We start from the raw sequence: 19,685 nt of genomic DNA on the forward strand, positions 1-19,685 counted from the left end.
CACATTTCTGACCGCTCACTCTAGACAAAATTCATTAATAATCCAATTGTTGGTCGCCGATTATCTGTACAAAATCGAAAATATTTTATGTCGATGGGAACAGACTGAATCCCATGTAAATTCCATTAAAGTAAACCACACCGACGTTTACTTCGCTCCTGCGCTTCCTGATACAGCGCAAACTCATCATAAACCGCGCAACCCAGCGCCTGTTCAAACGCGTCGCGGCTGGAATTCCCGTGGCTGCGAGCCTGCGTTTCATTCCCCAGATTGGACTGGAAAATCCCTGCGGCGCTCACCGGTAAAAAATCTTCGTAGGTGATGGGTTGCGCAACCAGCCACCCTCGCTCAATGAGCGGTTGCGGGTCGTCATCCGGACGGATTGCCTGGCGATGCGCTTCGCCTGATGGCGTCAGCCGATAACGAAACCAGGCGAGTCCCTGCTGGCGTAGCAGAAACTCACTGTCCGGGAACGCCTTGAACACCTCCTGAAGATGTAACTGGTGCGTCAGATTGTCTTTCCCCGTTCCCGCTTTATTCAGCAATTCGTCGTATAACGCTCTGCCTTTCGGCGTCAGGGCCACACCGCGCTGTTCGATTTCACCGAAACGTGCCGTGTGAGTGCCGCGCATTTCACCGGCAAACAACACCGGTTCTTCCAGCGCTTTGAAACTCGTCTGACGTAATAAAATGGGCACCTCGCGGCGTGGCGGCCCTTCAATCAGTATTTTCGGTTCAATGCCGCATTCCGGCATCATCGACTGCACCCGGTCGATATCCAGCGTACGCGGCGTCAGGTGGTTGATATGGCAACCGGGGAAACACACTACATCAGCAATCAGCCGGTGTTCGTTATGCAATGCGTGATAGGTCTCTTCATCGACCGTGGCGTGCTGATGCCAGCGGAATGTTTCCAGCGCTTCATGCACAAACTCTTGCGCCTGTTCAGATGTAAAACTACCCTGCGCATCAAATTCATCCAGCAGCTCGTGACAACGGCGAGTGAAAATATCGCGTTTCGCGAGGATCTCAGCGGCTTTTTGCCGCAGCGCGGCGTTTTCGATTAGTTCGAGACGTAATAACGAGGTGAATACCCGAAACGGGTTGCGCGATAGCGAGGCATCGTCGATGGGACGAAAGGCTGTGGAATGTACGGGGACGCCTGCCTGGGAGAGATCGTAATAACTCACCGGATACATGCCCATAACGGCAAACATTCGGCGCAGCGTAGAAAGCTCCTGCGCGGTCCCCACTCGAATAGCGCCATGGCGCTCAACGTTTAGCCGGGCCAGTTCATCCGCATTCGCCAGTTTTTCATGCAGCGTCGGATTATTTTCCAGTACCGCCAGATTCACATCAGCGACAAGTTCCAGCAACGTGCCGTATTGCGGGACTTCCTGCTGGTACATTGCTGACATTGCCTGCGAAAATTGTTCCCGAATCTCATCTGCCGTGATGGTGTTCGCCATAATGTCATGCCTCCAGTGAATATTACCTGGAGTGTAGAAAACACCGCTGACTCCGGTGGGAAGAATTTACAAAGTGTGACCCCGCGTAAACTTCCCACCCATATAAACGATGAACAGTACCTACTGACGGGGTTTCAAATGACTTTCCAGCCAGGGGAGCATCTGTTTTTTACGGCTAAGCATACCTTCGACCTTGCAGGGTTGCGGGATGTCTGAAAGTTCTGCTCCAGCAAACCACAGGCTGGTGTCACCCAGATTGATGTCGGTGAGCATCAGCACGACCAACGCAGCATTCTTTTCCTCTGCATAGCGCGCCATTTCCTGACGGAGATCGTCCAGCACCGCATCCACCTGTTGCAGCGCATACAGTTCAAGCTGCGCTACACAGACTGAATGTCCATGGATGGTGAAGGTTTTAATGTCTTTCTGCAAAAGTTCGCGGGCGCTCATCCCTTCCACGCTTGTTTTGGCTGACAGCAGGTCGCGACTGAAAGCGTCAAGATCCACTCCGGTTTTTTGGGCCAGCGCATCAACCGCCAGGCGATCGTCAGTGGTGGTCGTTGGTGAACGAAGCGTGACAGTGTCACTCAATACAGCGCCGAGCAGTAAAATAGCCTCAGCGGAAGATAACTGGTTGCGTTCATCTTCCGTCATCAGTTGCCACAGCAGGGTTGCGCTACTGCCGACGGGCTTCACCCACACTTCCGGTGGCAGACGGGTGACTAACCCACCAAGTCGGTGATGATCGATAATTCCCACCACGTTACTTTCTGTCAACGATTCCGGCCCCTGGGCAGGCTCGGTGAAATCGACCAGCCAGACATCACGATCGGTCAGTTCAAACGTCAACCGTTCAGGCATCGTCAGCCCCGCATGCTCAAAGATAAACTGCGTTTCGCGGTTAGGCTCGCCCAAACGCCATGCCGTCGCCTGCTGGCCACGTAAACTAAGCCAACGAGCCGTCATTGCGGCGGTGCAGATGGCATCGCTATCGGGATTAAGGTGCCCTATTACATGTATCATTCATCAGTGCCTTGTGAAGAGAAATCGTTCAAAAGTAAACAATAACCAAAGTATAACGACTGAACATACTCCCTTCCAAGATCCCACCACCCAGCAACGCTGTACAAAACATAAGCAAAATAAATCAGTTGTAAGTAAAACATGATAAATGTTAATAATATTTTGCTATCAGGTTATCAAAAACAAACAACTTTACTTGTCACCGATACGGCTCTGTTTTTAACATCGCTTATGGAAAAAAATGTTCTGTTCAATCAGCGCATTCGCTTGCGCCACCTTCATACTTTTGTCGCCGTTGCACAGCAGGGAACGTTGGGGCGCGCGGCTGAGACCCTTAACCTGAGTCAACCGGCTCTCTCCAAAACGCTAAATGAACTGGAGCAACTGACCGGGACCCGGCTCTTTGAGCGTGGCCGCCTTGGCGCGCAGTTAACGCTGCCAGGAGAGCAGTTTCTTACCCACGCGGTAAGAGTGCTGGATGCGCTCAACACTGCCGGACAAGCGTTAAATCAGCGCGAAGAATCGCAGACTGATGTCGTACGGATTGGGGCCTTACCCACCGCGGCACTGGGCATTCTGCCTGCGGTAATTGGTCCTTTCCACAAGCAGCAAATGGAGACCACGCTACAAGTCGCCACCATGAGCAATCCGATGATTCTGGCAGGTTTAAAATCCGGGGAAATCGACCTTGGCATTGGTCGCATGGCCGATCCGGAATTGATGGTCGGTCTGAATTATGAATTGTTGTTTCTGGAATCACTTAAACTGGTCGTGCGCCCTAACCACCCGTTGTTGCAGGAAACCATCACATTAAGTCGGGTAATGGAGTGGCCGGTGGTGGTTTCGCCAAAAGGAACCGCGCCTCGCCAGCACGCAGAAGCATTGTTGCAAAGTCAGGGTTGTAAAATGCCGCCAGGCTGCATTGAAACACTTTCAGCATCGCTCTCCCGCCAACTGACGGTTGATTACGACTATGTATGGTTTGTCCCTTCAGGTGCGGTTAGAGAGGATTTACGCCAGGCGACGCTGGTGTCGTTGCCGATACCTACCCACGGGGCGGGTGAACCCATCGGGATTCTTACTCGTGTCGATGTGCAACTCTCTCAGGCCGCGCAGATCCTTATCGCCGCAATACGCAAAACCGTACCATTTTGATGCCAAAAATAAAGGGACCAGATGGTCCCTTTATTGATGATTAAAACGTTTCCCAATTATCGCCGCTGGCCGTTGCCGCCTGCGGATGTGAATGACCCGGCGTAGTAGTTACCGGAACGCGTTTAATTGCGCTTGTCCCGGTTAAACGGAATGTTCCGACGGCTTCCGTTAAGCGTGCGGCCTGCTCTTCAAGAGAGGCCGCAGCAGCCGATGCTTCTTCAACCAATGAGGCGTTTTGCTGTGTGACCTTATCCATCTCTGAAATCGCCTGGCTTACCTGGACGATGCCCCGGCTTTGTTCATCAGAGGCCGCCGCAATTTCCAACATAATGTCGGTCACGCGTTTTACCGCATCGACAATATCCGTCATCGTATTGCCCGCTGCGACGACTTCTCCGGAACCCTGGTCAATCAGTCGGACAGATTCGCTGATCAATCCTTCAATCTCTTTTGCCGCCTGAGCGCTGCGGCTTGCCAGCGTACGGACCTCACTAGCCACCACTGCAAACCCACGCCCCTGCTCTCCTGCCCGCGCCGCCTCAACCGCCGCGTTCAGCGCCAGGATATTGGTCTGGAAGGCAATGCTGTTAATAACGGCGGTAATTTCAGAGATTTTCTTCGAGCTGGTTGAGATATTGCCCATGGTTTTCACCACACCAGAGACCATCTGACCGCCCCGGCTGGCCTTGCCGGACGCATCTTCCGCCAGCGTACTCGCATGATGCGCGTTGTCGGCGTTTTGCTTCACCGTAGCCGTCAGCTCTTCCATGCTGGCCGCCGTTTGTTCAATCGCCGCGGCCTGTTGTTCGGTACGTGAAGACAGATCGGTATTACCCGCCGAAATCTCACTGGTACCGCGGTAGATTTCTTCCGCGCCCTGACGTACCGTGCCCACTGTTTTCGCCAGCGACCGTTGCATTGTCTGCAGATGACGGCTCAGGCGCCCAATTTCGCTGCGCCCGGTGGGTTCCTCTGGCATTGTCAGGTCCCCTTCTGAAATTTGCTCAATGCGCTGGGCCGCACGTAACAGAGGATGAATAACGGTACGGCGCAGAACAATAAACGTCATCACGGTCAGTGCCAGCGCAAGAACGAATGCCCCCAGCATAAAGGCCATGCCAAGCTGTGTACGTTGGTGCGCCTGTTCGCTTAACTGATTCGCCCTGGCGGTACGAATATCGATCGCCTTTAACAATACTTTGTTGTAAGCAGAGTCCAGCGGTCTGGCCTGTTCATTTTCATGGTTGATGATCGCCTCGAACATGCCGTTTTTAGCGTACTTGAGCATAGGCTGTAAGCCATCGATATAGGCTTTGAAATTGGCGCTCAGTTCAGCGTCTAACGCCTCTCCAGCAGTAGTTTTCACCGCACGAGCCATATAAGTATTGAAACCGTCCTGCGATTGCTTAATACGTTTTTCTGCCTCGGCAATATTGGCCTTCATGTCATCCATTTCAGCAATACGGCTCGCCGCACCAGCATGGATCATGTTGATGCGCGCGGTGCGTAAGTGGTTAGAGCTGTTAGATAACCCCATCCGGACCTGAATCTCATCGGTTACATCGCGCTGATCGCGATCGGCCTGCATAAGAAAATAACCTGCCAGCCCGGAACTTAAGGCGAATAGCAGAAGGATGCCACCGAGAATGGAGGAAAACAGCGGAACCAGCCGGATTTGATGCAGAAAGCCCAGTTTATGCAGGGCTTGCATCGATGTAGTGTTGTCCATGACCGTCGACTCTCTTGTAGGGTTTATGCGTGAAAACACGCCCGTTAGATAGTCATCGGCAATCCGGGAAGTTTACTTACCGTGAAAAGCGCCGGATTCGTCACACTTTCACAACATAATTCTAAAAAATTCAGGAAAGTGCCAGCGGTGAAATCCGCTGGCCAATGAATCAGTTATCACCAAAATGGATAACAGTACGGATGGATTTACCCTGATGCATTAAATCGAACGCTTCGTTAATCTGCTCCAGTGGCAGGCGATGCGTAATAAACGGATCTAACTGAATTTTTCCGCTCATTGCTTCTTCGACCATACCCGGCAACTGAGTGCGCCCTTTTACGCCGCCAAACGCGGAACCGCGCCACACGCGACCGGTTACTAACTGGAACGGACGTGTTTTGATCTCCTGACCGGCACCCGCCACCCCAATGATGATGCTTTCGCCCCACCCTTTATGGCAACACTCCAGCGCCGCACGCATCACGTTAACGTTGCCGATACACTCAAAGCTAAAGTCCACGCCACCGTCGGTGAGCTCAACAATCACGTCCTGCACCGGCTTATCGTAATCGTTTGGGTTGATGAAATCGGTCGCGCCCATTTCACCAGCCAATTTGAATTTCTCCGGATTGGTATCAACAGCCAGAATACGCCCGGCTTTTGCCTGCACTGCGCCCTGAATCACCGCCAGGCCAATACCGCCCAGACCAAATACGGCTACGGTATCGCCTTCCTTCACTTTCGCGGTGTTATGGACCGCTCCGATACCGGTGGTCACGCCACATCCCAGCAGACACACTTTATCCAGCGGAGCCTGCGGGTTAACCTTCGCCAGCGAGATCTCTGCGCAAACGGTATATTCGCTGAAGGTACTGGTGCCCATATAGTGATAAATCGGCTCGCCGTTATACGAGAAGCGCGTTGTGCCATCAGGCATCAGACCTTTGCCCTGTGTCGCCCGCACGGCCTGACACAAGTTAGTTTTACCCGATTTACAGAACTTGCACTCGCCGCACTCTGCGGTGTACAGCGGGATCACATGATCGCCCGGTTTCAGGCTGGTGACGCCTTCCCCCACTTCAACCACAATGCCGCCGCCTTCATGGCCCAGTACCGCCGGGAACACGCCTTCCGGATCGTCGCCTGAGAGCGTAAAAGCGTCAGTATGGCACACGCCGGTGTGGGTAATTTTAACCAGCACTTCACCTTTCTTTGGTGGTGCGACGTCGATTTCAACAATTTTTAACGGTTGGCCGGGGCCAAATGCAACTGCTGCACGTGATTTCATTTGTCTCTTCCCATTATTGCAAGGTGATGGTGTTATTTTAGATAAGCACGCAGAAGATGGCCGATCTCAGCCATGCGCACAGCTCGCTGGTCTGGTGTTGTCTCCCCACTGACCAGTTCATCTTTCAGGTGGATCTCAACCATTTCGCCCATCAGACCATTGGATGCGCCGCGTACGGCGGCAATTTGTTGCAGGATCGACAGGCATGGTTCGCCAGATTCCAGTGCGCGCTCAAGCGCATCAACCTGACCGCGAATACGGCGTACACGAGTGAGAATGCGTTTTTTATCTTCGGGTGAATGCGGCATACGCCCTCCATATACTATAGGGGGGTATACTATCAGAATTTTTATGTAATTGTAAAAAACTAACATCTATTTAATGAGAGGGTGACGACCAGGCCTCGTCAGATGAGCCCTGGTCGCCAGGTCACTGAATGGCTTTCTGAACTAATTTTTCCAGATTTTTTAAGGGTTGAATTGCCGCAGTATCTGGTCCATAAGTCTGTAATATCTCAACCGGATGATATCCAACGACTACACGTCCATCCGACTCTTCCCGAATCAATACTCTAAAGGGAAGATCGAGCGCCATATCAGGATATGCCTGCATTAATGATGTGCCACCTTTAGGATTGCCAAAAATAATGACGGTTGTGGGTAACATGGTTAGTCCAGCATTTTTAGCCTCTTTCGCATGATCAAATTCTCCAAAAAAAACAAGATTATTACTCTCAATGGCAGCAATGAGATGCTCTCTGGTCTGCTGGTAATTATAAGTACTATACGTTTTGATCATAGTATTCCCGGTGTTGGCAGCATGACTGGTTACCGTCATAAGCAGATACAGTGCAGCTGTAATAAATATATTTTTTAGAGACCGAAGCATCACAACATCCTTAATTTAACGATAGTCTGGAAAGCTATCTAAGACCAGCGGATACTTTGCCGGTATAATCTCTCTCGTGCTGATTCTGTGCAAGGATACATTTGGCAGAATGCACCATCGCAATAAGACCCGCAGCCATCATTATCGTGTCTTTTAAGACCAGTCGCCCGGCGCCAGAAAGATAGGGAAACCCGGTGTGAGAATCCTGGCCACTTACCCATGTTTCTGGTGTAAATATCAGGAATGTCAGAGTGACAAAAGGAGTTAAGAAGGCAAGTGTCGCCCCCCAAAAACCGATTTTTGGTGATACATAATGAGCAAGAATCAATAATGAGAAAATGACTTCAACAACACCAAGTCCGGTAGAGTACCCATAAGTATTATTCGCATGATGCCATGCGCGGTTAGCCTCTATTAATTCGCCTTCATGGTTCATGAACTGAGTATAATTACTCGGATCGTTATAAAAGAAAGACATAAATGGGCTATTAGCTACAAAAGGAACGATGCTATCTGCTTCATAGGGAATGAACTTCAACAATCCTATCCACATAAATACAATGGCAATAGAAATGCGACAAAGATTTATTCCCACGTTTTCTTTCGTTGAAACATATTGGTATAGTTTATCCATCATATCCAGAGGTCCTGTGTTGTAGAAATCACGACCTTTATAACCTTGTTATTTATATGCCTATATGTTCAGGAATCTATAATTTTTGTTTGATCGTCTGTAAAGGTCAAAATATAGACTATGGATAAGTTCGGTTGAGTGGAATGAACTCCTTGTTTTCGGTTTGGCTATCAAACTACTTGCAGCAACTGATTGTATAACGTGGTGAAAGCATGTCTCTCTTCATCGCCCACGGTTGCTGTATCCCTTGTCCGGCAAAGCAGAGCGTTCCTTTACCCTTTTCCCAGATACCTCCATCAGTTTATCGCTGTTACGCCACAGCGTTAGGTTGTCGTCAAAAAGATTCAGTTCACCGTACGTATCGGCAACCAACCTGACATGATCAATTTTTACCAATCCATACCCCAGGCTTACAGCATTAATATGCTCCCACGTCAATAACCACTAAAAGTTAATGGTTTATAAAACAATTTAACCTTACAATAACCATACTTTTTCATGTCTTAAGTTTAAGCTGGAGAAAAAAATGGAGCTCAGCCGGAGGCAGTTCTTTCGAATCTGCGCGGGCGGTATGGCAGGAACAACTGTTGCATCTCTCGGATTCTTATCATCTTTTTCCGTTCACGCGGAAACCCGTCAATACAAACTCTTAAAAGCAAAAGAGACACGTAATAACTGTACGTACTGCTCAGTAGGCTGCGGCATGCTGATGTACAGCCTTGGCGATACAGCCAAAAACGTCAAAGAAAGTATCTACCATATTGAGGGCGATCCGGATCATCCGGTGAGCCGTGGATCGTTGTGCCCTAAAGGCGCTGGCGTGCTGGATTATATTCATAGTGAAACCCGTCTGCAGTATCCCGAATATCGCGCACCGGGTTCGGATAAATGGCAGCGTATTAGCTGGGATGATGCGATTAATCGTATTGCCCGACTTATGAAAGATGACCGCGATGCCAACTTTATTGAGAAAAATGCCCAGGGCGTTACCGTCAACCGATGGTCCACCACGGGCATGCTATGCTCCTCAGCGGCAAGTAATGAAACCGGGATCCTCGACGGTAAATTTGCTCGCGGACTAGGTATGGTCGCTATCGACTGTCAAGCACGGTTATGTCATGGCCCCACCGTTGCTGCTCTTGCACCAACGTTTGGACGTGGTGCGATGACCAACAACTGGGTCGATATTAAAAATGCCAACGTAGTGCTTATTATGGGCGGTAATGCCGCTGAGGCACATCCGGTAGGCTTTAAATGGGTAGTCGAAGCGCAAACTAAAAACGACGCCACCGTGGTGGTAGTCGACCCGCGTTTTAACCGTAGCGCCGCCGTCGCCGATCTGTATGCGCCAATACGCGCGGGTTCCGACACCGCATTCCTGCTCGGTGTAATCCGTTATCTGCTGGAAAACAACCAAGTGCAGCACGACTATGTGCGCCATTACACCAACGCCAGCCTGATTATCCGCGATGACTATCAGTTCGACGACGGCTTGTTCAGCGGCTATGACGACAAAAAACGCCAGTACGATAAATCGAGCTGGTTCTATCAGCTTGACGAACAGGGTAATGCCCTGCGTGATGAAACATTGTCTCATCCACGCTGCGTGTGGAATTTGCTGAAAGCCCACGTCGACCGCTATACGCCAGAAATGGTTAACCGGTTGTGTGGGACCTCAGTGGCAGATTTCAATCGTATCTGCGAAATTCTCGCCAGCACCAGCGTGCCTGACCGCACCGCTACTATTCTGTATGCGTTGGGTTGGACACACCACTCCGCCGGGGCACAGATTATCCGCGCCGCCGCTATGCTCCAGTTGCTACTGGGCAATATAGGCATGGCGGGCGGTGGCGTTAACGCCTTACGTGGCCACTCCAATATTCAGGGCTATACCGATCTTGGCTTGTTGTCGACGAACCTGCCGGGCTATATGCCGCTGCCGTCGGAAAAACAGCCAGACTACCAGACCTATATTTCGCAAATCACGCCGCCTGCGCTAGGCGTGAATGAGGTCAATTACTGGCAAAATACGCCGAAGTTCTTTGTTAGCATGATGAAAAGTTTCTGGGGCGACAATGCAACAGTGGAAAATAACTGGGGCTACGACTGGCTACCTAAATGGGATCGCCTGTATGACGTAATGACCCAGGCTGAATTGATGCTCGAAGGGAAGATTAATGGTTACATCGTTCAGGGCTTCAATCCGCTGGCGGCGTTTCCAGATAAAAACAAATCAACTCGCGCGCTTTCAAAACTGAAATATATGGTGGTTATCGATCCGCTGGTCACTGAGTCGTCCAATTTTTGGCAAAATCATGGCGAGATGAACGATGTAAACCCGGCAGATATTCAGACCGAAGTTTTCCGTCTGCCCTCTTCCTGTTTTGCTGAAGAAAATGGTTCAATCGCTAACTCCGGGCGTTGGTTGCAGTGGCACTGGGCTGCGGCAGAACCACCAGGTGAAGCCTTACATGACGGGAAGATCCTCGGTCGCCTGTTTATGCGGCTGCGCGAGTTGTATCAACAGGAAGGTGGAGCGAATCCGCAACCCTTGTTGAATATTGCCTGGAATTATAAAGATCCATACGACCCACACCCAGAAGAGATTGCGCGTGAAGCAAATGGCCAGGCGCTTGAAGACCTTTATGATGACAAAGGCCAGCTTATAGCCAAAAAAGGCCAGCAGCTCAGCAGCTTTGCACAGTTGCGCGATGACGGCTCGACCAGCAGTTTCTGCTGGGTCTACTGCGGAAGCTGGACAGAACAAGGCAACCAGATGGCCAATCGCGACAACAGCGATCCGTATGGTCTGGGCTGCACACCGGGCTGGGCGTGGTCATGGCCTGCCAACCGCCGTATTCTCTACAATCGCGCTTCGGCCGATCCATCAGGAAAACCGTGGGATCCCAAACGAACCCTGCTGCATTGGAATGGCAAAAAATGGGCCGGTATGGACGTAGCCGACTACGGCCAGGCCGCACCGGGCAGCAACGTTGGTCCGTTTATCATGAATCCGGAAGGCGTAGCGCGTCTGTTCTCCATCGACAAAATGAACGACGGGCCATTCCCGGAACATTACGAACCCATTGAGTCGCCTATTGGTACCAACCCGCTGCACCCGGATGTTGTATCCAGCCCGGTTGCGCGTATCTACCATGACGATATCGCCAATATGGGTAAAGCGGATGCCTTCCCGTACGTCGCCACAACTTACTCCATTACCGAACTGTTCCGCCACTGGACCAAACATGCGCTGCTCAACGCCATTGCTCAACCCGATCAATTCATCGAAATCGGTGAGGCGCTGGCGAGCAAAAAAGGCATTGCGGCAGGTGATACGGTGAAAGTGATGTCGAAACGCGGCTTTATCAAAGCGAAGGCGGTGGTCACCAAACGTCTGCAAACGCTGACGATCGATGGTAAGCAGGTCGATACTATCGGTATCCCTTGTCACTGGGGCTTTGAAGGCGCCACACGCAAAGGGTTCCTCGCCAATACGTTAACGCCATCGGTGGGTGACGCGAACTCGCAAACACCGGAGTATAAAGCGTTTCTGGTCAACATCGAGCGAGCGTAAGGAAGGGAACTCATGGCTATGCAATCACAAGATATTATTAAACGCTCGGCGACGAACAGCATCACGCCGCCGCCCCAGGCGCGGGATTACCGTGCAGAAGTGGCAAAATTAATTGATGTCACTACCTGTATTGGCTGTAAAGGCTGTCAGGTCGCCTGCTCAGAGTGGAACGATATTCGCGATGAAGTGGGCTACTGCAACGGCGTCTACGACAACCCGACCGATCTCAGCGCTAAGTCCTGGACGGTGATGCGCTTTAGCGAAACCACCCAGAACGACAAGCTGGAATGGCTGATCCGCAAAGACGGCTGCATGCACTGCGCCGATCCCGGCTGTTTGAAAGCCTGTCCATCCGCTGGAGCAATCATTCAGTATGCCAACGGGATTGTCGACTTTCAGTCCGAGCACTGTATTGGCTGTGGCTACTGCATTGCTGGCTGCCCGTTCAATATTCCGCGACTTAATCCCGAAGATAACCGGGTCTACAAATGTACGCTGTGCGTTGACCGGGTCAGCGTGGGCCAGGAACCGGCCTGCGTGAAAACTTGTCCGACCGGCGCTATCCAGTTTGGCACCAAAAAAGAGATGCTCAATGTAGCGGAAACTCGCGTGGCGCAGTTGAAAAAACGCGGCTATGCCAATGCGGGCATCTACAACCCGCAAGGGGTCGGCGGTACCCACGTGATGTATGTACTTCATCACGCGGATCAACCATCGCTGTACCACAATCTGCCGGATGAGCCAAAAATCGCCGCACCAGTGAACTTCTGGAAGGGGATTTTAAAACCACTCTCCGCCGCCGGATTTATCGCCACCTTTGCCGGGCTGATTTACCACTACGTGGGAGTCGGCCCAAACAAAGAGACGGATGATGATGAAGAGGAGAACGGTCATGAGTAAAAGCAAAATGATTCTGCGCACCAAATTCATCGACCGTGCTTGTCACTGGACGGTGGTAATAAGCTTCTTCCTGGTGTCGCTTTCCGGTATTGCGCTGTTCTTCCCGACGTTGCAATGGCTCACCGAAACTTTCGGTACACCGCAAATGGGGCGAATTCTACATCCGTTTTTCGGGGTGATGATTTTCATCGTGCTGATGTTTATGTTCGTCCGTTTTGTACACCACAACATTCCCGATAAACAGGACCTTCCCTGGATTAAAGGGATCGTTGAGGTACTTAAAGGCAATGAGCATAAAGTCGCTGATGTGGGGAAATACAACGCAGGGCAGAAAATGATGTTCTGGAGCATCATGAGTCTAATTCTGGTATTACTGATTACCGGCGTTATTATCTGGAGGCCCTACTTTGCCCATTATTTCTCAATTAACATTGTTCGTTGGAGTTTGTTAATCCACGCGACAGCAGCCATTGTGCTGATCCACGCCATTCTGATCCATATGTACATGGCGTTTTGGGTAAAAGGTTCAATTAAAGGGATGATCGAAGGGAAAGTGAGTCGACGCTGGGCGAAGAAACACCATCCTCGCTGGTATCGTGAGGTTGAACTTACTGAAGAAAAAGCACCGGAATTAGAGTCTAAATAAAAGCAATAAGGCCGCTGTTATTCAGCGGTCTTATTCTCTCAATGGCCCAGTGATATGCTGCGGCGCTGCGAGACCTGATTATCAGGCGAATAAAAGGCCCTCCCAGACCCTATCCAACCCGCAGCAAATCACTGTATCTCGTGGTATAACGCGGTGAGAGCATATCTCGCTTCATCGCCCACGGTTGTTGTATACCTTGTCCGGCAAAATAGAGCGTTCCTTTACCCTTTTCAGCATTGAGCGTATCCAGAACGGCCATCAGCTTATCGCTGTTATGCCGTGGAGCGTTGTCATCAAAAAGATTCAACTGTGCAACACCTGAGCTAAAAAAATCGCCCAGCATGACCCCTGCTTTTTGATAACGTAGCCCCTCTCGCCATATTGCATCCAGGCTACATGTGGACGCCCTTATAATTTCCCGACTATCCTGGGTTGGTGTCAGCAGTTTTATCGATGCGCTGTTACCGTAATACGGTTCATTCAGGGAAAATGGGCTGGTTTTGATAAACGTAGAGATAAACCGGCAGAACTGGTGCTCTCTGCGCAGCTTTTCCGCAGCACGTGAAGCATAGGTACAAATTGCCTCTCGCATCGCGTTGTAATCCGTGAGTTTTTCACCAAACGATCTTGAGCAGATAATTTCCTGCTTAACTGGCGCAAACTCCTCCAGCTCCAGGCAAGGTTCACCGCGCAATTCCCGCACAGTGCGCTCAAGCACAACGTTGAAATGTTTGCGGATAAAGCGAATATCGGTATCTGCCAGGTCGCAGACCGTTTTAATGCCCATAGCGTCAAGTTTTTTACTGATACGGCGTCCAACACCCCAGACTTCATCAACCGGGAGCGCAGTCATCAGCTTACGCTGGCGCTCAATATTCGAGAGATCCACCACCCCGCCAGTCTGTTCCTGCCACTTTTTGGCAGCATGGTTAGCCAGCTTGGCCAGGGTTTTGGTCTGGGCGATACCGACCCCAACCTTGAGGCGTGTTTTTTGTAAAATGGTTGCTCTGATTTCCCGACCAAAATCCGTCAGATCCCGGCAGTTTCGCACGCCCGTTAAATCGCAAAAGGCTTCATCAATACTGTACATCTCCACACGCGGCGACAGCTCCTCCAGAATCGACATCACCCTGCTGCTCATATCCGCATACAATTCGTAGTTCGAACTAAAACAGAACACGCCATAGCGCCTGAACAGATCTTTCTGTTTGAAATATGGTGCGCCCATATTAACGCCAAGCGCTTTTGCCTCCGCACTACTGGCAATGACACAGCCATCGTTATTTGAAAGAACGACAACGGGTTTGCCCTTCAGATCGGGCCGGAATGCCGACTCACAGCTGGCATAAAATGAATTAACATCCACCAGCGCAAACATAATCAGCCCGCAGATTTAATGATGAATGTCACCACGCCAAATATATCCAGCGTGTCCTCGCTGCCGATCATGATCGGCGCGTAGGCGCTGTTCTCTGGCTTCAACATCACCACCGGATGCAATTGCAGGCGCTTAACGGTGAATTCGCCTTCAATAGCAGCAACCACAATGTCTCCGTGGGCCGCTTTTCTGGCACTGTCGACTACCAGCAAGTCGCCAGCACCGATCCCTGCCCCCATCATGGAGTCACCAGACGATTTAACAAAATAGGTTGCGCTGGGATGCTGCACCAACAGATCGTTGAGATCGATACGTTTCTCAACGTAATCCTGCGCAGGAGAGGGAAAACCGCAGGGCACGAGATCGCTAAATAGCGGGAAGTGTTTGATTTCGCGGTGTTCAACTGGCTGGAAAAACAACATAATAATCTGCCTCTCATGTAACTGTATTTATATACAGTAGTTTTAATGAAGACAGTGATCAAGTGACAAGTGTGGCGAATTGAGCGTTGTTTAACCATCTTGTCGATAAGCTTTTATGATGTCTGGAAAAATAATCGGCTAAAAAAATGCCCCACATTTGCGGGGCATTACCTCAGGAGCGTTTTCGCGGCATCATGCGCAACAACGTATTGTCCTTCCAGAAATAGTGATGCATCAGGGCAGCACCAGCATGCAGAGCAATAACAAAATAACCCAGATTTGCCAGCGTCACGTGCCAGGACTTCAGCATATCCACTAAATCAAAGTTCGCCTCTGGCGCATGCGGCATAACGATGCCGAATGCAATCCACGGGTTACCCCGGTTGTACATCATCACCAGCCCAATAATCGGCAGGACAATAAACAACAGATAGATAACCAGATGCCCCAGATGCGCCATTCCGGTCATCATCGGCTTCGGTTTTGGCACAATCGGCGGAGCCGGGTATTTCAGCCTGACCAGCAGACGCGCCACCATCAGCGTTAAAATAGTGATACCGCAGGAGACGTGCACCATGTTGAACAAGGGGCGATAGCTGCGCGGGAAAAATCCGCGAAACTCCATGGCGCTGTACGCCACAATAACCAACAAAAAGACCAGCCAGTGAATACCGATTTGCAGGCCAGAATACTTATTCCCCATAACACTTCCTGAATAAAAACAATAATGCGTCAACATAACGGGCTTTTGTTAAAAATTCATTAACTTTTGTTCACCCATTTTCAGTCGCTTACGCTTAACCGCAAGAACCGCTATTGCCGAGGATGCCTGTCTGGACTAAGCCTGGTAGGGAAAATATGTCGTACCGCCTCATCCTGACAGGAGAAAACCATGAGTAAAATTGGCATTAACGGTTTTGGTCGTATCGGTCGTCTGGTATTGCGTCGACTACTGGAAGTCAAAAGCAACGTGGAGGTTGTGGCCATTAATGACCTCACCTCGCCCAAAATTCTCGCCTATCTGTTAAAGCACGATTCAAACTACGGCCCGTTTCCCTGGAGCATCGACTTTACCGAAGACGCGCTGATTGTCGACGGTAAAAAAATCGCGGTTTACGCAGAAAAAGAGGCCAAAAATATCCCATGGAAAACCACTGGCGCTGAGATAATCATCGAGTGCACCGGTTTTTATACCTCGACAGAAAAAGCCAACGCGCACCTGGATGCAGGGGCCAAAAAAGTGCTGATATCCGCCCCGGCTGGCGATATGAAAACCATCGTCTTTAACGTCAACGACGATACAATGGATGCGAACGATCGGATTATCTCGGTCGCATCGTGCACCACTAACTGCCTCGCACCGATGGCGAAAGCCCTGCACGACAGCTTCGGTATTCAGCTTGGCACCATGACCACCATCCACGCCTACACGGGAACGCAGTCGCTGGTTGATGGACCTCGCGGGAAAGATCTGCGCGCCTCACGGGCAGCAGCGGAGAATATCATTCCCCATACCACCGGAGCCGCCAAAGCCATTGGTCTGGTCATTCCGGCATTGAGCGGAAAATTAAAAGGCCACGCCCAGCGTGTTCCGGTGAAAACAGGATCCGTCACGGAACTGGTATCGGTATTGGGGAAAAAAGTCACTGCTGAAGAGGTTAACAACGCGCTGAAAAAAGCCACGCAAGACAATGAGTCATTTGGTTATACCGATGAGGAAATCGTCTCGTCAGATGTCATTGGCTCGCATTTCGGTTCGGTATTTGATGCGACACAAACCGAAATTACCGAAGTGGGCGATCTGCAACTGGTAAAAACAGTCGCCTGGTACGATAACGAATACGGTTTTGTCACCCAACTTATTCGTACGCTGGATAAGTTTATCAAGCTCTAATGTTCTGGCGGAGGCTCGCCTCCGCCCTCTTTCATTTCCCGCGAATTCAATACGTTGTGAGTCTCTCCCCGTTTTCGATTCACTGACTGTGCTATAGCTAACCTTTGCCACTGAGGGAGCATAGTAATGGAAGCACTGAGTCGTGAAACGTTAGAAAACATGATGGAGCAAGCCGTTGCTAAGGCCACCACCGTCTCATTCTGGCCGCAGGGGGAAGCCCCCGGAGCAAAAAACAGCGATGCGGTGTTTACGCCTGAACCCCGACATACAGGAACATCTCAGTATGATCGTGCGGTCACCGGTATTCGCGCCCCGGAAATTACCGTTTATGCCCCCGCAAAACCTAACGGCATAGGGATCCTTGTCACGCCAGGCGGCTCTTATCGTCGCGTGGTGATGGATAAAGAAGGCAGCGTACTGGCACCGTTCTTTAACGCTCGCGGTTATACCCTGTTTGTGATGACCTACCGTATGCCGGGTGATGGCCATGAGGAAGGCGCAAACGCGCCGCTGGCCGATGCCCAGCGCGCCATGCGCTACATTCGCGCCAACGCCCATGAATGGAAAATTAACCCTGATCGTATCGGTGTGTTGGGCTTCTCTTCCGGTGGTCACGTGGCCGCCAGTCTGGGAACCCGGTTTGCCGAAACGGTTTATATGCCGATAGATAACGTAGACGAGCAACCTGCGCGCCCTGCGTTTATGGCACTGGTGTACCCGGTTGTCACTCTGCGCGAAGACATCGGTCACTCGGGATCTCGTCTTGAGCTGGTTGGCGCTAAGCCCGAAAAGGAAGATCTGCGCCACTATTCTCTGGAAGAACGCGTGGATAGCACAACGCCGCCGACATTCCTGCTACACGCCATTGACGATCCGGCGGTGAAGGTAGAAAACAGCCTGGTCTTCTTTAATGCGCTACGTGAGCAGGGCGTTCCGGTCGAAATGCATCTGTTTGAACGCGGTAAGCACGGATTTGGTATTCGCGATGCGCAAGGGTTACCGCTGGCCATCTGGCCGGAAATGATGATGAACTGGGTAGCCACTAAAGTGTGAGGATGGCGCCGGGTGGCGTAAAGACTCACCCGGCGAAAAACTTAGGACTGCAGATACACCACTTGCGTTTGCAGGTATTCGTTCAGGCCATGTTTACCATCAGCCCCGCCAATCCCGGACTTACGCCAGCCAGCGTGGAAGCCCTGCATCGCCTCGAAGTTTTCACGATTAATATAGGTTTCACCAAACTTCAGCCCCTTAATCGCCTTCATTGCCGTATTCAGATTCTGCGTATAGATCGATGAGGTCAGACCGTAGTCGCTGTCATTGGCCATTGTCAACGCCTGTTCCAGCGTATCAAACGCCACCACCGGCAGCACCGGACCAAACGTCTCCTCGTGCATAATCGCCATCTCCTGGCGCACGTCTAACAGTAACGTCGGCGGGTAGTAATAACCTTTGCCGACAACAGCCTTACCGCCCAGCGCCACTCTGGCCCCTTCCTGCACCGCTCGTGCGACTTTCTGCTCCACACGATCCAGCGCAGCGGCGTTAATCAGCGGCCCCATCGCAATGTCATTGCGTTCGGCCGGATTGCCAAACTGCACGGCTTTCATCGCCTCACCCAAACGATTAACGAACTGGTCATAGATACCTTTCTGAACGTATACGCGCTCAGCACAGTTGCATACCTGTCCGGTATTGATCACCCGCGAGTCAACAATGGCCTTCACCGCCAGCTCAAGATCAGCATCGTCCATCACGATAGCCGGAGCTTTACCACCCAACTCCAGACAAACTTTAGTGATGTTTTTGGCCGCTGCGGCCATAATTTTCTCGCCCGCACCGACGCTGCCGGTCATACTCACCATCGCCACCTTGGGGTTTCCGGCCAGTTCCTGACCGACCGTTTCACCGCGTCCCAGCACCAGATTAAAGACCCCGCGCGGTAAACCAATGTCATCAACAATTTTGGCAAAGGCGATGGCATTATTCGGTGTGAATTCACTCGGCTTAATGACAATGGTATTCCCCGTCAGCAAGGCGGGAGCCAGTTTGCGGGCAATCAGGAAAAACGGGAAGTTCCACGGCAGAATGCCCGTCGTCACGCCCAGTGCACGCTTAAACAGCAGGATATTCTCACCCGGGCGATCGCTTTGCAGGATCTCACCTTCATAGCGACGCGCCCACTCCGCCATGTAATCGATATAGTCGGCGGTAAACGCGACTTCAACGTCAGCCAGTTGTCGAATTTTTCCACCTTCCGCCACAATCAACGCGCTGATTTCATCGGCTCGCTGGCGGATACCCGCAGAAATTTTGCGTAACCAGTTTGCCCGTTCAATGGCAGGCAACGCTTCCCATTGCGGCTGAGCGCGATCCGCGGCATCGATCGCTTTACGTGCGTCTTCGGCACGCCCATCGGGAATACGCGAGATAATCTCTTCCGTGGCCGGATTGACGACATCAATCCAGGCGTCATCGTGCCAAGTCACAAACTGCCCATCGATATACATAGGATGTTGTACGGGTACTGACATGCGGCTCTCCTGTGATTGATTTGTTTTCAACAAGTAAAACTATTGTTAATTAATATCAATCATGCATGGCGCATTATCGCTGGAGTGGCGGTTCTGTGAACTGCTTCATAAAAGCGCCTGGCAAAGTGATTATGAAGAGAAAAAACGG

17 protein-coding genes and 1 pseudogene are annotated in these 19,685 nt (G+C 51.1%); 6 read left to right on the forward strand and 12 right to left on the reverse strand.

Translation table 11 applies throughout. From position 1 onward, the window contains the following. Positions 1–125 precede the first annotated feature (125 nt). A complete protein-coding gene (gene hglS, locus SK34_RS00550) occupies positions 126–1,469 on the reverse strand; it encodes a 2-oxoadipate dioxygenase/decarboxylase HglS (protein WP_003020282.1) in 1,344 nt (447 codons plus the stop codon). Between the two features lie 120 nt (positions 1,470–1,589). Continuing rightward, positions 1,590–2,492 carry a manganese-dependent inorganic pyrophosphatase gene (locus SK34_RS00555; RefSeq protein WP_003020285.1) on the reverse strand — a complete coding sequence of 301 codons (903 nt, stop codon included), beginning with the start codon at positions 2,490–2,492 and terminating at the stop codon, positions 1,590–1,592. 231 nt (positions 2,493–2,723) lie between these two features. Here SK34_RS00555 and pcaQ point away from each other — a divergent pair, with 231 nt between their 5' ends. After that, positions 2,724–3,647 carry a pca operon transcription factor PcaQ gene (gene pcaQ, locus SK34_RS00560; protein WP_003020288.1) on the forward strand — a complete coding sequence of 308 codons (924 nt, stop codon included), beginning with the start codon at positions 2,724–2,726 and terminating at the stop codon, positions 3,645–3,647. Positions 3,648–3,687: 40 nt separating this feature from the next. Here pcaQ and SK34_RS00565 read toward each other — a convergent pair whose 3' ends face one another. From SK34_RS00565 to SK34_RS24590, 6 genes and pseudogenes are all read right to left on the reverse strand, one after another. Beyond that, positions 3,688–5,376, reverse strand: coding sequence for a methyl-accepting chemotaxis protein (locus SK34_RS00565; protein ID WP_044710829.1), 1,689 nt, complete (start codon positions 5,374–5,376; stop codon positions 3,688–3,690). A 169-nt stretch (positions 5,377–5,545) separates the two neighbouring features. Beyond that, a complete protein-coding gene (locus tag SK34_RS00570; RefSeq protein WP_003020293.1) occupies positions 5,546–6,664 on the reverse strand; it encodes an S-(hydroxymethyl)glutathione dehydrogenase/class III alcohol dehydrogenase in 1,119 nt (372 codons plus the stop codon). Between the two features lie 32 nt (positions 6,665–6,696). After that, the gene (locus SK34_RS00575) at positions 6,697–6,972 is read right to left on the reverse strand and encodes a metal/formaldehyde-sensitive transcriptional repressor (RefSeq protein WP_003020296.1); all 276 of its coding nucleotides are present in this window, start codon (positions 6,970–6,972) and stop codon (positions 6,697–6,699) included. A 121-nt stretch (positions 6,973–7,093) separates the two neighbouring features. Continuing rightward, positions 7,094–7,552 (reverse strand): DUF302 domain-containing protein, encoded by a 459-nt coding sequence (locus tag SK34_RS00580; protein ID WP_008322331.1) that lies wholly within the window; start codon positions 7,550–7,552, stop codon positions 7,094–7,096. A gap of 34 nt (positions 7,553–7,586) precedes the next feature. After that, complete coding sequence (gene rclC / locus SK34_RS00585) at positions 7,587–8,186, reverse strand: reactive chlorine resistance membrane protein RclC (protein ID WP_032932627.1); 600 nt, start codon at positions 8,184–8,186, stop codon at positions 7,587–7,589. Positions 8,187–8,361: 175 nt separating this feature from the next. Beyond that, positions 8,362–8,537: pseudogene (locus tag SK34_RS24590) on the reverse strand (DUF4113 domain-containing protein); the annotation flags it as partial. A 175-nt stretch (positions 8,538–8,712) separates the two neighbouring features. Between SK34_RS24590 and fdnG the strand changes: the two are divergent. From fdnG to fdnI, 3 genes are read left to right on the forward strand one after another with little or no spacing between them, the layout of a single operon-like run. Continuing rightward, positions 8,713–11,763, forward strand: coding sequence for a formate dehydrogenase-N subunit alpha (fdnG, locus tag SK34_RS00590; RefSeq protein WP_016150294.1), 3,051 nt, complete (start codon positions 8,713–8,715; stop codon positions 11,761–11,763). Between the two features lie 12 nt (positions 11,764–11,775). Beyond that, a complete protein-coding gene (gene fdxH, locus SK34_RS00595) occupies positions 11,776–12,663 on the forward strand; it encodes a formate dehydrogenase subunit beta (RefSeq protein WP_003836079.1) in 888 nt (295 codons plus the stop codon). Continuing rightward, complete coding sequence (fdnI, locus tag SK34_RS00600; RefSeq protein WP_003020312.1) at positions 12,656–13,309, forward strand: formate dehydrogenase-N subunit gamma; 654 nt, start codon at positions 12,656–12,658, stop codon at positions 13,307–13,309. The genes fdxH and fdnI overlap by 8 nt, the downstream gene beginning before the upstream one ends. A gap of 109 nt (positions 13,310–13,418) precedes the next feature. Here fdnI and SK34_RS00605 read toward each other — a convergent pair whose 3' ends face one another. From SK34_RS00605 to cybB, 3 genes are all read right to left on the reverse strand, one after another. Then, positions 13,419–14,687: a Y-family DNA polymerase gene (locus tag SK34_RS00605; RefSeq protein ID WP_048232098.1), complete on the reverse strand. Its 1,269-nt coding sequence runs from the start codon at positions 14,685–14,687 to the stop codon at positions 13,419–13,421. Positions 14,688–14,689: 2 nt separating this feature from the next. Beyond that, positions 14,690–15,109, reverse strand: a complete 420-nt coding sequence (locus SK34_RS00610) for a translesion error-prone DNA polymerase V autoproteolytic subunit (RefSeq protein WP_003020321.1) — start codon at positions 15,107–15,109, stop codon at positions 14,690–14,692. 172 nt (positions 15,110–15,281) lie between these two features. Continuing rightward, positions 15,282–15,812 carry a cytochrome b561 gene (gene cybB, locus SK34_RS00615; RefSeq protein WP_044700084.1) on the reverse strand — a complete coding sequence of 177 codons (531 nt, stop codon included), beginning with the start codon at positions 15,810–15,812 and terminating at the stop codon, positions 15,282–15,284. A 189-nt stretch (positions 15,813–16,001) separates the two neighbouring features. Here cybB and gap point away from each other — a divergent pair, with 189 nt between their 5' ends. Then, a complete protein-coding gene (gene gap, locus SK34_RS00620) occupies positions 16,002–17,003 on the forward strand; it encodes a type I glyceraldehyde-3-phosphate dehydrogenase (RefSeq protein ID WP_003020325.1) in 1,002 nt (333 codons plus the stop codon). A 126-nt stretch (positions 17,004–17,129) separates the two neighbouring features. Then, on the forward strand, positions 17,130–18,056 hold the full coding sequence (locus SK34_RS00625) for an alpha/beta hydrolase (protein ID WP_003843756.1): 927 nt from the start codon (positions 17,130–17,132) through the stop codon (positions 18,054–18,056). Between the two features lie 41 nt (positions 18,057–18,097). Here SK34_RS00625 and aldA read toward each other — a convergent pair whose 3' ends face one another. Next, positions 18,098–19,537 carry an aldehyde dehydrogenase gene (gene aldA, locus SK34_RS00630; protein ID WP_048232099.1) on the reverse strand — a complete coding sequence of 480 codons (1,440 nt, stop codon included), beginning with the start codon at positions 19,535–19,537 and terminating at the stop codon, positions 18,098–18,100. Between the last annotated feature and the right edge of the window lie 148 nt (positions 19,538–19,685).

The sequence above is a fragment of the Citrobacter sp. MGH104 genome (assembly GCF_001034485.1).
Lineage (GTDB): Bacteria > Pseudomonadota > Gammaproteobacteria > Enterobacterales > Enterobacteriaceae > Citrobacter > Citrobacter freundii.

Bases quoted from the DNA above. Each gene is read 5' to 3' on its own strand.
- hglS (WP_003020282.1), bottom strand. From the start codon at position 1,469: ATGGCGAACACCATCACGGCAGATGAGATTCGGGAACAATTTTCGCAG.
- SK34_RS00555 (WP_003020285.1), bottom strand. From the start codon at position 2,492: ATGATACATGTAATAGGGCACCTTAATCCCGATAGCGATGCCATCTGC.
- pcaQ (WP_003020288.1), top strand. From the start codon at position 2,724: ATGGAAAAAAATGTTCTGTTCAATCAGCGCATTCGCTTGCGCCACCTT.
- SK34_RS00565 (WP_044710829.1), bottom strand. From the start codon at position 5,376: ATGGACAACACTACATCGATGCAAGCCCTGCATAAACTGGGCTTTCTG.
- SK34_RS00570 (WP_003020293.1), bottom strand. From the start codon at position 6,664: ATGAAATCACGTGCAGCAGTTGCATTTGGCCCCGGCCAACCGTTAAAA.
- SK34_RS00575 (WP_003020296.1), bottom strand. From the start codon at position 6,972: ATGCCGCATTCACCCGAAGATAAAAAACGCATTCTCACTCGTGTACGC.
- SK34_RS00580 (WP_008322331.1), bottom strand. From the start codon at position 7,552: ATGCTTCGGTCTCTAAAAAATATATTTATTACAGCTGCACTGTATCTG.
- rclC (WP_032932627.1), bottom strand. From the start codon at position 8,186: ATGGATAAACTATACCAATATGTTTCAACGAAAGAAAACGTGGGAATA.
- fdnG (WP_016150294.1), top strand. From the start codon at position 8,713: ATGGAGCTCAGCCGGAGGCAGTTCTTTCGAATCTGCGCGGGCGGTATG.
- fdxH (WP_003836079.1), top strand. From the start codon at position 11,776: ATGGCTATGCAATCACAAGATATTATTAAACGCTCGGCGACGAACAGC.
- fdnI (WP_003020312.1), top strand. From the start codon at position 12,656: ATGAGTAAAAGCAAAATGATTCTGCGCACCAAATTCATCGACCGTGCT.
- SK34_RS00605 (WP_048232098.1), bottom strand. From the start codon at position 14,687: ATGTTTGCGCTGGTGGATGTTAATTCATTTTATGCCAGCTGTGAGTCG.
- SK34_RS00610 (WP_003020321.1), bottom strand. From the start codon at position 15,109: ATGTTGTTTTTCCAGCCAGTTGAACACCGCGAAATCAAACACTTCCCG.
- cybB (WP_044700084.1), bottom strand. From the start codon at position 15,812: ATGGGGAATAAGTATTCTGGCCTGCAAATCGGTATTCACTGGCTGGTC.
- gap (WP_003020325.1), top strand. From the start codon at position 16,002: ATGAGTAAAATTGGCATTAACGGTTTTGGTCGTATCGGTCGTCTGGTA.
- SK34_RS00625 (WP_003843756.1), top strand. From the start codon at position 17,130: ATGGAAGCACTGAGTCGTGAAACGTTAGAAAACATGATGGAGCAAGCC.
- aldA (WP_048232099.1), bottom strand. From the start codon at position 19,537: ATGTCAGTACCCGTACAACATCCTATGTATATCGATGGGCAGTTTGTG.